The organism is Pandoraea captiosa (assembly GCF_902459775.1).
GTDB lineage: Bacteria > Pseudomonadota > Gammaproteobacteria > Burkholderiales > Burkholderiaceae > Pandoraea > Pandoraea captiosa.
Window position 1 is genome coordinate 201202 of the sequence record NZ_CABPSQ010000005.1, and the last position, 11797, is coordinate 212998.

General features: G+C 62.9%; 9 protein-coding genes and 1 tRNA gene. 5 read left to right on the plus strand and 5 right to left on the minus strand.

What is annotated here, in order from left to right; all coding sequences use genetic code 11:
- Positions 1-25 precede the first annotated feature (25 nt).
- Positions 26-1363: an FAD-dependent oxidoreductase gene (locus PCA31118_RS16040; protein WP_174990494.1), complete on the minus strand. Its 1338-nt coding sequence runs from the start codon at positions 1361-1363 to the stop codon at positions 26-28.
- A gap of 116 nt (positions 1364-1479) precedes the next feature.
- Between PCA31118_RS16040 and PCA31118_RS16045 the strand changes: the two genes are divergently transcribed.
- The 3 genes from PCA31118_RS16045 to PCA31118_RS16055 all read left to right on the plus strand — a co-directional run bounded on the left by PCA31118_RS16045 (position 1480) and on the right by PCA31118_RS16055 (position 4036).
- The gene (locus PCA31118_RS16045) at positions 1480-2376 is read left to right on the plus strand and encodes an AraC family transcriptional regulator (RefSeq protein ID WP_343043292.1); all 897 of its coding nucleotides are present in this window, start codon (positions 1480-1482) and stop codon (positions 2374-2376) included.
- 71 nt (positions 2377-2447) lie between these two features.
- Positions 2448-3533, plus strand: a complete 1086-nt coding sequence (locus PCA31118_RS16050; RefSeq protein ID WP_246190261.1) for an ArsO family NAD(P)H-dependent flavin-containing monooxygenase — start codon at positions 2448-2450, stop codon at positions 3531-3533.
- A gap of 215 nt (positions 3534-3748) precedes the next feature.
- A complete protein-coding gene (locus tag PCA31118_RS16055) occupies positions 3749-4036 on the plus strand; it encodes a hypothetical protein (RefSeq protein ID WP_150626121.1) in 288 nt (95 codons plus the stop codon).
- 113 nt (positions 4037-4149) lie between these two features.
- Here the strand turns inward: PCA31118_RS16055 and PCA31118_RS16060 are convergent, their stop codons facing one another.
- Positions 4150-4470 (minus strand): hypothetical protein, encoded by a 321-nt coding sequence (locus PCA31118_RS16060; RefSeq protein WP_246190262.1) that lies wholly within the window; start codon positions 4468-4470, stop codon positions 4150-4152.
- Positions 4471-4857: 387 nt separating this feature from the next.
- Here PCA31118_RS16060 and PCA31118_RS16065 point away from each other — a divergent pair, with 387 nt between their 5' ends.
- Positions 4858-7947: an autotransporter outer membrane beta-barrel domain-containing protein gene (locus PCA31118_RS16065; RefSeq protein ID WP_246190263.1), complete on the plus strand. Its 3090-nt coding sequence runs from the start codon at positions 4858-4860 to the stop codon at positions 7945-7947.
- A gap of 149 nt (positions 7948-8096) precedes the next feature.
- On the opposite strand, the gene PCA31118_RS16070 is transcribed toward PCA31118_RS16065, so the two are convergent.
- Positions 8097-8849 (minus strand): SDR family oxidoreductase, encoded by a 753-nt coding sequence (locus tag PCA31118_RS16070; protein WP_150626122.1) that lies wholly within the window; start codon positions 8847-8849, stop codon positions 8097-8099.
- Positions 8850-8946: 97 nt separating this feature from the next.
- Here PCA31118_RS16070 and PCA31118_RS16075 point away from each other — a divergent pair, with 97 nt between their 5' ends.
- A complete protein-coding gene (locus tag PCA31118_RS16075) occupies positions 8947-9888 on the plus strand; it encodes an AraC family transcriptional regulator (protein ID WP_150626123.1) in 942 nt (313 codons plus the stop codon).
- 62 nt (positions 9889-9950) lie between these two features.
- Here PCA31118_RS16075 and PCA31118_RS16080 read toward each other — a convergent pair.
- A tRNA-Leu gene (locus tag PCA31118_RS16080) sits at positions 9951-10035 on the minus strand.
- 186 nt (positions 10036-10221) lie between these two features.
- Complete coding sequence (locus tag PCA31118_RS16085) at positions 10222-11391, minus strand: ABC transporter substrate-binding protein (RefSeq protein WP_174990495.1); 1170 nt, start codon at positions 11389-11391, stop codon at positions 10222-10224.
- Positions 11392-11797 lie beyond the last annotated feature (406 nt).

Consider the following 11797-nt stretch of genomic DNA (forward strand, 5'->3'; position numbering starts at 1 on the left):
AAAGTAACACGGGAGCGCGGCCGGTTCACAGATGCATGGCGTCGGCGCTCGAGCGTGACGGCTGGGCGGCCGTCTGGCGACGCGAACTGAGCAGCGACGCGCCGGCGTCCGCCAGGCGAACGGCCTCTCTTGCGCGCTCGCACATGTCGCGTTCATAGGCGGCGATGGCCCGGTCCAACGACGTATGCCCCGACGCTACCCCCTGCAGATGCTCGACGAGTCTGGCGGCGTCGCGCAAGGCCGTGTTGGCGCCCAGTCCGCCCGCCGGACTCATCGTGTGAACCGCATCCCCCAGCCCGGTGACGCTATCGACCTGCCATGGCAGCGGGCTTGTGGTGCTGCGCACCGGCATCGTACGGACGGTCTCGGGCACCGCGTGTGCGAACAGCGCGCCGAGGTGCGGGTGCCATCCTTCGGTCAGCGCGTCGATGCGCGCGAGCGGTGCAATACCGGCAACCTCTGCCGCCGGGTGGAAGGCGCCCAGCAGCGTTTGCGACGGGCCGATGAAGGCCCAGTAGAGGTAGTCGGCCACGGGGGAGAGCGGCATCCGGTGCGGGCCACTGGCTAATGGTCCCGGTGCGCTTGCATCGTCGGCACGACGAAACAGCATGGCTTCGATGACGACGGCGAAGCCATCGGCAAATACGACGGTGCTGCCCTCCATGGTCGTGGCCTCGCCGTGTGCGTCCATGAGCACCAGCAGCGCCGTGGACAGAGGCGTGAGGCCGTAGATGCAGAGGTCGCCGGTGTCGCGAGGTGTCATGCCCGGCAGCACATATTCACGCACGCGCGAGTGCGTGCCGTCGGCAGCCACGACGAGGCCCGCCGCACTGTGGGAGCCATCGTCGAAGTGCGCAACGCGGCGGCCGTCGGCCGTCGTGGTCGTGCGCGAGAACGACTTCCCGAAATGGACGTGATCGAGAATGCCGTCGAGCAGGATTTCACGAAGCGTCTGGCGGTGCAGACTGAGGTCTCCCGGAATGTCGGGGGCCTGCGCGGCCGGACGTGCGGCCACCGGCGCGGTGCGCCGGCGGTGTTCGGTCACGCTCTCGTCCGTATGCGCGTCGTGCCAGCTCGGTGGCAGTACGACGTCGGCGTCGGTGAGTTGCGGGGTGACGAAGCGGCCGCCGGTGCGCGCGATTGCCGCGCGCTCGCGAACGCGCTCGACCTGGCCGGGAGGCAGGCATCGGGCGAGCGCATCGAGGCCGTCGGCGTCGATGCGAAGACGGTATCCCTGAAAGCGGGCTTCGGGCGCGGTGTCGCGTTCATAGACATCGAACGAGATGCCCGCGCGGCGCAGGCCCTGAGCGAGGCACAGGCCGCCCAGACCCGCGCCGATGATGTTGACATGCAAGGCAGACATGATCTTGAAGTCGCCGCGAGAAGCGGCCAAGGGTGGTACTGCGCTCATTGTCTGCGCGTCGCGTGTTGACCTGATAACATCGTTTGGTCATAAAACAATGCAGATCGGACAAAGAGATGAGTAGCGATCCGTTAAGCCTGTCGCATCGCAAAACCGACGTGCCCATGATCAAGTTGGAGGATTCGCCGTTTGCGCGATACAAGCCCAACGACCGGCTGGACGGCCCGCCGGTGTGGGCGTTCGGGGGCAGCGACCATGAACGCAGCCTGTTCAGGATCGGAACGCGTGAGCTCGATTGGCACGCCCATGTGCGAGGGCAATTGTTCTGCGTTCATTCGGGACTGGTGCACGTTCATACGCCCTTCGGCGCGTGGGTGCTGCCGCCGTATCGTGCGGGATGGATCCCGCCCGGCGTGACCCATCGCGTGTCGTTATCGGGCGTGGTCAGCGGGTGGATCGTGCTGGTCGCGCCGGGCGCCGCGACGAAGTTGCCCACGACGCCTCGTGTCGTGGGCGTCTCGGAGTTGCTGGCGGCGCTCGTCAAGCGAGCGGCGTCGTGGGCGTCGCGCGAAGCCCTGACGGAGGACGAGGCGCGTCTCGCTCAGGTGCTGATCGACGAGATTGCGCTCGCGCCGGCAGAGCCGCTCGGGTTGCCCATGCCCACCGATGCGCGCGCGGCGCGTGTGGCGCGCGCCGTGCTTGGCGATCTCGGCGGGCAGACGTCGCTGGAGGTGCTGGCGCAGCGTGCCGGTGTGTCGTCGCGTACCGCGCGGCGCCTGTTCGTTGCGGAGACGGGCATGGGTTTTACGCAATGGCGACAGCAGGCGCGTCTCGTGAGTGCACTTGAGCGACTGGCCAACGGGGAGCCCGTCGGCGCCATCGCCGATTCGCTGGGGTATTCGACACCGAGCAATTTCATTGCGATGTTCCGCCGCGCCTTTGGCGAGTCTCCAGGCCGCTACTTCCGTCAGGTCGGCCCGCGGACGGCGCCGGACGAACAGGATGCCGCATGAGTTCGCGCGATACGGCGTTGCACCGGACATCCCAGACATCTCAGACGTCCTCGGTGTCCGGGATGTCCGATATGTCCGAAGTATCGATGCGGCGCATCGATACGCTCGTCATCGGTGGCGGCCAGTCCGCCTTGGCGACCGCCTATTTTCTGCGTCGCTGGAAAGTGAATTACATCGTGCTGGACGACCAGATGTCGGCGGGCGGGGCGTGGCAGCGCGCATGGCCGTCGCTGCAACTCTTCTCTCCCGCGCAATGGAGTTCGTTGCCGGGATGGCCGATGCGCGGCGGCGAAGCGCATTATCCGTCCCGCGACGAAGCCGTGGCCTACCTGAGGGCGTATGAGGCGCGTTACGAGGTGCCTGTGGTGCGTCCCGTAAGCGTGACTGGGGTATTCGCGCAAGACGCGGGGCTAAAGGTCCGCACGGACCGGGGCGATTGGCTGGCGCAAACCGTGGTGAGTGCCACCGGGTCATGGCGCTCGCCGTACGTGCCGACTTATCCGGGCCAGGCGGTGTTTCGCGGGCGTCAGATGCACTCGGCGGAATATGCCGGGCCCGAGGCGTTGCAGGGACTGCGCGTACTGGTCGTCGGCGGCGGAAATTCCGGCGCGCAGATTTACGCGGAGGTATCGCGGCTATGCGATGCGACCTGGGTCACGCTGAGTCCTCCGTCCTACCTGCCGGACGATGTCGACGGACGCGTGCTGTTCGAGCGGGCCACGGCGCGGTGGCAGGCCGCGCAGCGCGGTTTGCCGGACCCGTATCCGGACAGCGGATTGGGGCATATCGTCATGGTGCCGTCCGTGCTGGCGGCGCGCGAGCGGGGCGTGCTGCGCACGGTGCGTCCGTTTGTGCGGTTCGTCGAGGACGGCGTGGTGTGGGAGAACGGCACACGCTCGCACGTGGACGTGGTCATCTGGTGCACGGGATTTCGGCCCTCCCTGACCCACTTGCAGCCGCTCTCGATTGTGAACGCGGATGGGCGAATCCGGGTGGCGGGAACGCGATCGATCGATGAACCGAGGCTCTGGCTTGTCGGGTATGGCGAGTGGACGGGATACGCGTCGGCCACACTCATCGGTGTGATGCGAAGCGCGCGTGCGACGGCGCAGGAGATTGTGGCGCATCTCGAAGCACGGACGTCGGGGACTACGTAGCACCGCAATGCGAATTCGCGCGATAGAGTGACTGTCATGCAGTGCAGGGCATTCAGGGTCCGACGTGCGACCAACGCCGGTTTTACCGTGACGTTCTCATCGGATGCGCGCACGGCACATCGTTTTTTCACGTACTGAGGTTTGCCGTTGCAAGGGTGGAGGCGGGATAGAAGATGTTGATGAAGATGGGAACACTCCGGAAAACTAATTCACGAATGGCTCGGTTCAAAGCAGGGTGCAGCGCCACGCGTCGCAAGCATGGCGACGGGCGACTGCGAGCGCGTATGACCAAAGTGGAGGCGATACTGCCGACGCTTGCGACCCGAGAGGATCTGGCCAGGGAAATTGTCGCGGTGCGCGTTGAAATGCATCAGGGGTTCGCCGCCGTGCACCGGGAGTTGCATAAGGAACTGCACGCGCTGACCTGGCGGCTGATCGGCACGATGGTGAGTGTTGGCGCGGCGCTGGTCGCGGCAACCCACTTCGTCGCAAAGCTCGCTTGACGTCGAGTCCCGGCAGCCATACCCGCTCCGAGATGTGCGGGTAACCATGGCGCGAATGACGGGGCATGACGGGGCATGGCGGACCGATCGCAAAGACGGTCCGCCTCATCTGACTATCCCATCAGCTTCGGTGGTTTTCCCGGCCCCGGGCAGTGCAGTACGCGGCAGGGGCTGACGAACTTGTCGCACGCGACTGCCGCCTGCGCGAACGTCTCGAAGTAGATCGCGTGATCGTCATTCGTGACATGCGCCTTTTCGATTTCCGAGGCGGCCTCATTCCACGCCAGTCCCAGATACTTCCCGTGGTCATGAAACCAGACCACATATCCCTGTCTTGCCAGCGATTTCGGAACGTTCAGCGTCCGCTCTTCCTTCGATTTTCGTTTGCCGATGCCGCCGGGTTTTGCGCAATGGGCGTCCTTCGGGTCGTTCATGGAAAGTCTCCTTGTTTGTGCATGAATAGGGGGCCGCGGAGGTGCATTCATGATGTCAGGAGTGAGGTGGCCTGACGTTCAGCAACGTCCGAATCGAAAGACGGGAAAACGCGCAGACGACAGGTTTCGCCGATTTTCACAAAGGGAGGCTCGCACATGGCGGATGCGCGAATCCATGTGATATGCGCATTTCGAAGGTGGCGAGGGGTAAGGGCGCGGATGGTCCGGTTTGCCGGGGATAAGGCGGGTCGCGGCAATCCGTTTAAGAATTTACGTATTGCGTGGACGACGGAGATGTGGATCCCGTGCCGTAGACAGCGGGCGATCCGAGGTGGTTCGGCGCAGTCGTTCGGCCCGAAAAAATGACCCGACTAGGACTTTAGTCCAATGCGCCGCAGGCACGAATGGGGCAGATTTCCAGTAGTCGGAGAAATCGGGGCATGGACGGGAGTTTGCCGCTTCAGTCTTCGGTTGACTCCCGCAGGCTGCTTACGAAGCACCGCACCGACACATCATCCCTCAAAACAACAAGACCACGATACCGCAATGCCGCACTCCCAATACCTACCCAAGCGAAAAGCACTGGTCATTGCACTGTCTGCGATGGCGGCGAATGGCGTGCCGAATTCGGCGGTGGCGGATCCCTGCACCGTTATGGGAGTGTCAACCCAGTGCATGTATGTCCGCTTCTCATTCCCAACGTACGACTCGGGTCCCGGCAACGTTATTCCCTTCTCCGGATATGGCTTCTTTCTTAGCGGGACTTCGGGAACCTTCACCGTCACACAGGCCGCACGGTTCGAATCTTCAGATTCATCCGTAGTGGCAAACCAGGGCAATCTCGGCACGTTGAGCAACTTCGGACAGGTGGTCGGCGCCCAATCCGGCTTTCTCAATATTGGCAATACCGATCAAATTCAGAATGCGTCGACCGGCACTCTGGCTGGAGGGTATGGCGTGCAAAATGGTGTGTTGGACACCACGGGCGCCACGAGTTATCCCGGCACGATAGGAACCATTCGGAACGACGGCACCATCTCCGGAACCATATCCGCCATTTACAACGGGTTCGCTATCAATTCCGTCAGTAACGGCAGCCTGATCTCAGGGAGCACCTACGGCATTGAAAATGCCGGATCCATCGGGACCATCACCAACTCAGGACGGATTTACGGCGATAACGCTGCCATTTCCGTGGCTCCATCCGGGAGTATCGGTACGCTGACAAATACCGGAACAATCTCCGGGGGGATTGCAGGCAATCCGAACAACGGTACCGCTAGCGCTATTCGAAACTACGGCACCATTGCCGCTATCTCGAATGACGGGACCATCGCAGCGGGCTGGGCGGGAATCGTGAACTGGAGCGGCGGTTCCATCACCGCGGTGATCAACACTGGAATGATCACTCAGACTGAGTCGTATGGAATCGGGGTGATTACCGGTGGAGTTATCGGTACGCTCGCCAATAGCGGTACGATCAGCGCCCACGTCGCTGTCGCTGTAGACGCGCCGGGACCTGCTCCAGCCCCGGGAACTATCGGCACACTGATCAATTCCGGTCTGATCTCCGGCTCCGATGCGGCGATCGTCGTCGTTGGCTCTCTGAGCGGTGCATTGCTCGGCACCGTTGTCAACACAGGAGTCATTGCTGGACCGATCTTGAATACCAGCCCCAATGACCTCACCATCAGCGGCGGCACTTCGATATTCGGCACGCTGACCGGATATGGCGGCAGCCCCGGCACGCTCGGCCCCATCGGGCAGATCGACAGTGGATTCAGCAATCTCACGCTCTCAGGCAATTTGCTGCTTAACGACAATGTCATGACCGGAACGCTGGTCAATACTGCCGGGGTCCTTCAGATCAATAACCCCATCACCATCACCGGCAACTACCACCAATATTCGGATGCCGCCTTACGTATCGGGGTGGCGAATGGTGCAGGCGCCAATGGCCTGACGACCGACACCGGCTATGGGAGGTTGGTCGTCTCCGGCAATGCGACGATCGATCCCGGCGCGAGCGTCCAGTTGACCAGCGCCAGCACCAGCGCCGCATACCGCTTTGCCACGGGGCAACGGTTCGTGGTGATGCAGGCGACGGGCACCACCACGAACTTCAACGCCAGTTCGCTCAACTACGGCATTCTTGGCGCCCGGTATGCCCTGACCGGCGCAGAGGTCCGAGATGCGGCAACCAACACCGACAATCTGGTCGTCACTGTTGGTGAGAAGCTTCCGGATCCGCCGCCGCCCGACCCCGGGACCGGCACGACACCGTCGAATCCACCTCAAACCTCGACGCCCACCCCGACACCAACACCACCCTCCGCCCCGGCACCGATCCGGCCGACTACGCGCAACGCCCTCGCCTCGTTCGGCGGCCTGCAAAGCTACACCGGGATCAGCGATCCGGGGCTGCTGGGTCTCTACAACGCGTCGCTTGCCATCGGTAGCGTGAGCGAAGCGAATCGCGCCGGGGCACAGCTCTCGCCAGCGCAGCAACTCGCTGCCTCGCGGGCAGCAGCCGCACCGACATTGAACGCACTGGCGCTCACCGGCGCTCGTGCCGATGCGTTGCGGCTGGCGCAAGCCGGGCACAGCGGCGTTGCCACCGGTGATGGCGGACCGTCGTTCGGTGTGTGGGGGCAAGCGTTCGGCGGACACGCCAGCCAGGGCATGGTCGACGACATCGCAGGCTACAGCGCGAACTATGGCGGCCTGATGTTCGGTGTCGACCGCGCGATTGGCGACAAATGGCTCGCGGGCGGCGCATTCTCTTTCAGTCACACGAAAATCAACGGTTCGGACGACAACTCGGGCAGTTCAACGCAGGTCAACGGCTATGGCTTGCTCGCTTACGCCAGCTATCTTGGATCACCGTGGTACGTGAATCTGTCGGGCGGTATCGTGCAACAGCGCTACAACACCACGCGTGTAGTCGACTTCACCGGATTCTCCGGCGTGGCGAGTGGTGCGTTCTCGGGACAGCAATATGTCGCGCGCACCGAGTTCGGGTATCCGCTGGCGCTGGGCAGCAGCACGCTCACGCCGCTCGCGAGCCTGACCTATAGCTATTTGCACCAAGGCAGCTATACGGAGACCGGTGGCAATGGGGCCGCGCTATCAGTGGGAACCTCGCACGCGAGTTCTTTGCGCAGCGCGCTGGGCGCACGACTGGAACGCGCATTCGCGACACGTTACGGCGACATCGTGCCGTTCGCGCAAGCGCAATGGATTCACGAATTCGTGAATTCACGTGCCGTCACCGGGGCGAGCTACGCGGGCGACTTTACGGGAGAGACGGCGTTCACAGCGGTTGGGCCGTCGCCCGTGCGCGACCTCGCCGACCTCACGCTGGGCGCGACGCTCGTGCGTAGCAACAACCTGTCGCTCACCGCGCGTTACGAGCTTCAGGTCGGTTCGCGTTTCGTTTCGCAAACGGGCAGCCTGCGATTGCAGCAGCGCTTTTGAGGATGGGCACATGCCGGGCGTCCGCTGGCAAGCAACGTAGATGTCCGGCATGGGCGGCATGCGAAGGGCGCCCTGATCGATGCCTTTGCGCATGCCCGCGACGCTTTTCCCTGCGACACGAAGCGCTGCTGATACGGCGCGTTGCCTGATTACGCGTTCGCCACAGCGCGGAACGTTTCCACGGCATCTTCCCCGGCCGGGATATTGAATGGGCTTGACGGGTCGGTCGCAGCAAGCCATACGGCCTCGGCGACGTCGGACGCCTCGGTCACGGCCGTCTCCTTCTGCCAGTGCGAGAAGACCTGCTCGACGAGCGCTTCGTAAGCTGGCGGGAAGCCGTCTTTCATGCGGGCTCGTGCGTTTTCGCCGAAGCGCGTCGACGGTGCGCGTCCGGGAAGCACGACGCGAACGCGAACATTGAACGGCTCCAGTTCGAGCGCCAGCGATGCGCTGAATGCGTTGACGGCCGACTTGCTCGCGGTATAGACGGATAGCAGATGCAAGGGGCGGCACGTGACGGTCGATGTGACGTTGACGATGACGCCTTGCCTGCGCTCGCGAAATTGGGGCACCACGGCCTGCGTCATTGCGATCGTGCCCAGCGTGTTGGTCTCGAAGATGTCGCGCACGTTATCCATCGATGTGCCTTCGAGCGCATTGAGAAAGCCGATGCCCGCATTGTTGACGAGTACATCGAGCGGTCCTGCCGCTTCGACGACCGAGCGGATCGATTCGGGATCCTTCACGTCAAGCGACAGAACGGAAAGTCGGTCGGACGGTGGCAACACGTCGTCGCGCGGCGTACGCATGGTGGCGACCACCCGCCAATCGCGTGCAAGAAAATACCGTGCCGTTTCCAATCCGAATCCGGACGAGCAGCCGGTGATCAATACGGTTTTCATGTCGACCCTTGTGTTCGTTGCGGTACTGACACGATACGGCGATGCGACGAGACTCGCTACAATCTAGCGTCCGCATTTCATTTGAGATCGTCCAATCATGAGTGACCCGCTCGCCGAGATCGTCACATTGCTTCAACCGACCCTCGCGTTCTCCAAGGTGGTGAGCGGCGCAGGGCGCTGGCGGGCGACGCGCACCGAGCTTGGGCAGCCGGTCTATTGCGTTGTGCTTGACGGCGCGCTGTCGGTCTCCGTCAACGGAGGTGCGCCGCAGACGCTTCAGGCCGACGACTTCGTGCTGGTGCCCGAGGCCTCCCACTTTGCGATTTCCAGCGTGGATCCTCCGGACGACGCGGGCACATCGGACCTCGCGCCGACGGCGCTGACCGATGGGACCTTTCGGTTCGGCGACACGACAGCCGCGCCGGATGCGCAATGGCTGGCGGGGCGGTGTGCATTTGGCTCGCCGGATGCGGCAATGCTGGTATCGCTGCTGCCCGAGAGCGTGCTCGTGCGCGGCGATCGTCGGCTCTCGACGCTCGTGAATCTGATGCGGGATGAAGCGCGGGCGGATCGTCCGGCGCGCGAGGTCGTGCTGGCGCGACTGCTCGAAGTGCTGTTCATCGAAGCGCTGCGATCGTCGCAAACGCAGGCGACGCCCGGCCTTGCTGGTGGACTTGCGGATGCGCGTCTGGCGCTTGCCATTCGTGCGATACATGCGAGCCCGGAGAGAGCCTGGACGATTGCCCAGTTGGCGCGCACGGCGGCGCTCTCGCGCTCCGCGTTCTTTGACCGGTTCAGTCGTGTGGTGGGCGTGGGGCCGATTGAGTATCTCGCGTCGTGGCGAATGGCGATTGCCAAGGATCTGCTGCGTCGAAACGAGTTCAGCGTCGCGACCGTCGCCGCGCGGGTCGGTTACCGCTCCGCGAGCGCGTTCAGTGTCGCGTTCGCTCGCATGGTGGGTGTTTCGCCGACGCAGTTTGCAAAGCAGGAGACGACCGCTGCGATGCGTGCGGATTTGGCAGAGTCAAATTCGCAATGACGGGCATTACGTGAAACCCCGGGAGGGTTTTGCCAAAGGAAGCTTGCCAGATAAGGCTGATGTGGTGCCCAGGGCCGGAATCGAACCGGCACGCCTTGCGGCGGGGGATTTTGAGTCCCCTGCGTCTACCAATTTCACCACCTGGGCAGGTGTGCGTGCACCGAACGGTGTCGCAGCGTGAGACGTTCGATAATCCCGTTGGGGCTCACCGGACGAAGGCGAGATTATGACCGAAATTTCCTTCGGCCACAAGCCCGCCGCGTTCGCTTCTTTTTGCCACCGCCCGCCTGCTTCATTCACCCGCAGGCGGCGGCAATCAGGCGAGACCGCCGATCAGTCGGAGACGTAGACGAACTTGCCGTTCTTGATCTGTCCCATCACGCCGGCGCGTTGGTCCAGTCCGACGTGATCCTGAGGACTCAGGTTCATGATGCCGTTGGGAATCGCCAGGTTACGCGTCGATTCGAGTGCGTCGCGCAACGCCACACGGAACGCAGGCGTGCCCGGCGCCGCAACCTTTGCCGCACGCGGCACGGCGTCGTTGAGCAGATCCCACACGCCGTAAGCGTCAGCCGCAAACTGCGTCACAGTGTCCGCGCCATACTTCGCCTCATACTTCTTCGTGAACGCCAGGGCCGCCGTGCGCGCCGGATGACCCTGCGGCAACGATTTGGCCACTACACCCGGCTGCGTGGGGAAGAGCGTGCCCTCGACATCCTTGCCGCCAACGCGCACGAAGTCGTATGTTGCGATGCCATGCGTCTGGTAAATCTTGCCGGTATAACCGCGCTCCTGAAGCGTGCGCTGCGGCAGCGCAGCCGGTGTGCCCGAACCGGCCACCAGAATGGCGTCGGGCTTGGCAGCCATCAGCTTGAGCGCCTGCCCGGTCACGCTCGTATCCGTACGGTTAAAGCGCTCCTGAGCCACGATCTTCAACTTGCGCAATGCCGCAAACTTCGAGAATTCCTTGAGCCAGCTGTCGCCATAAGCGTCGGCAAAGCCGATGAACCCCACCGTCTGCACGCCATGGTTCGCCATGTAGCGCGTCATCACGTCGGCCATCGCAGAGTCGTTGGCCGCCATCTTGAAGGCCCAGCGTCGCTTGGCGTCCTGCGGCTCGACGGCCACGGCAGAACCGATCAGCGTAATCATCGGCGTTTCCGCCTCGGAGATGGGGTCGAGCATCGCCAGCGCGCTCGGCGTAATGTTCGGGCCGACGATGACGTCGACCTTGTTCTCGCTGATGAGCTTGCGCGTGTTCTTCACGGCCGTGCCGGGATCTGAGGCGTCGTCCAGAAACAGGTAATGCACCTTCTGCCCGCCGATCTGGTCGGGCCAGAGCTGCATGGCGTTCTTACTGGCAATGCCGATGGCCGCTGCCGGTCCCGTCGAGGACAGATCGATGCCGACGGTCAGGTCGGCACGGGCGGCCGTCGCGATGCCGGTCAGCGTCAGAGCGAGCAGCACGCCGGACAGGCGGATGCCGCGAAGAGATGAGCGCATGGGGTCTCCTTTAAGTCGAATCGCATAAGCATACCGCACCGTCTGCGCCAGACCAGCGGGGAAAAAATACTCCGGCCTTTGCCTTGGTGTCCTGGTCATTTCGGACCGCACGCGACGCCCGATCTCCGGACCATCGCGTCGAAATTCAATTGCGTCTGACGAATTAGAAATTAATTTTGACGAAACCTTGGTTGCTGATTTAGTGTTTTGTTGTAATTGACGATGAATGAATAATAAATTGGTAATTTAAAAATAATTTAAATTACTCTTGCGGTGAATTTTGTTGGTGAGTGCGAGTTTAAATATCGTTGAATTCATTCTCGTTTCCGGAGAGCGAACCGCCAATGCAGAGACAGTCGTGGGAGGGCGTCGGCGCAACGGCGTCGGACAAATGGGCGCGATCGGC

Coding starts and splice junctions, on each gene's coding strand:
- PCA31118_RS16045 (WP_343043292.1), top strand. CDS start 1,480: ATGAGTAGCGATCCGTTAAGCCTGTCGCATCGCAAAACCGACGTGCCC.
- PCA31118_RS16075 (WP_150626123.1), top strand. CDS start 8,947: ATGAGTGACCCGCTCGCCGAGATCGTCACATTGCTTCAACCGACCCTC.
- PCA31118_RS16065 (WP_246190263.1), top strand. CDS start 4,858: ATGCGCCGCAGGCACGAATGGGGCAGATTTCCAGTAGTCGGAGAAATC.
- PCA31118_RS16070 (WP_150626122.1), bottom strand. CDS start 8,849: ATGAAAACCGTATTGATCACCGGCTGCTCGTCCGGATTCGGATTGGAA.
- PCA31118_RS16055 (WP_150626121.1), top strand. CDS start 3,749: ATGGCTCGGTTCAAAGCAGGGTGCAGCGCCACGCGTCGCAAGCATGGC.
- PCA31118_RS16050 (WP_246190261.1), top strand. CDS start 2,448: ATGTCCGAAGTATCGATGCGGCGCATCGATACGCTCGTCATCGGTGGC.
- PCA31118_RS16060 (WP_246190262.1), bottom strand. CDS start 4,470: ATGAACGACCCGAAGGACGCCCATTGCGCAAAACCCGGCGGCATCGGC.
- PCA31118_RS16085 (WP_174990495.1), bottom strand. CDS start 11,391: ATGCGCTCATCTCTTCGCGGCATCCGCCTGTCCGGCGTGCTGCTCGCT.
- PCA31118_RS16040 (WP_174990494.1), bottom strand. CDS start 1,363: ATGTCTGCCTTGCATGTCAACATCATCGGCGCGGGTCTGGGCGGCCTG.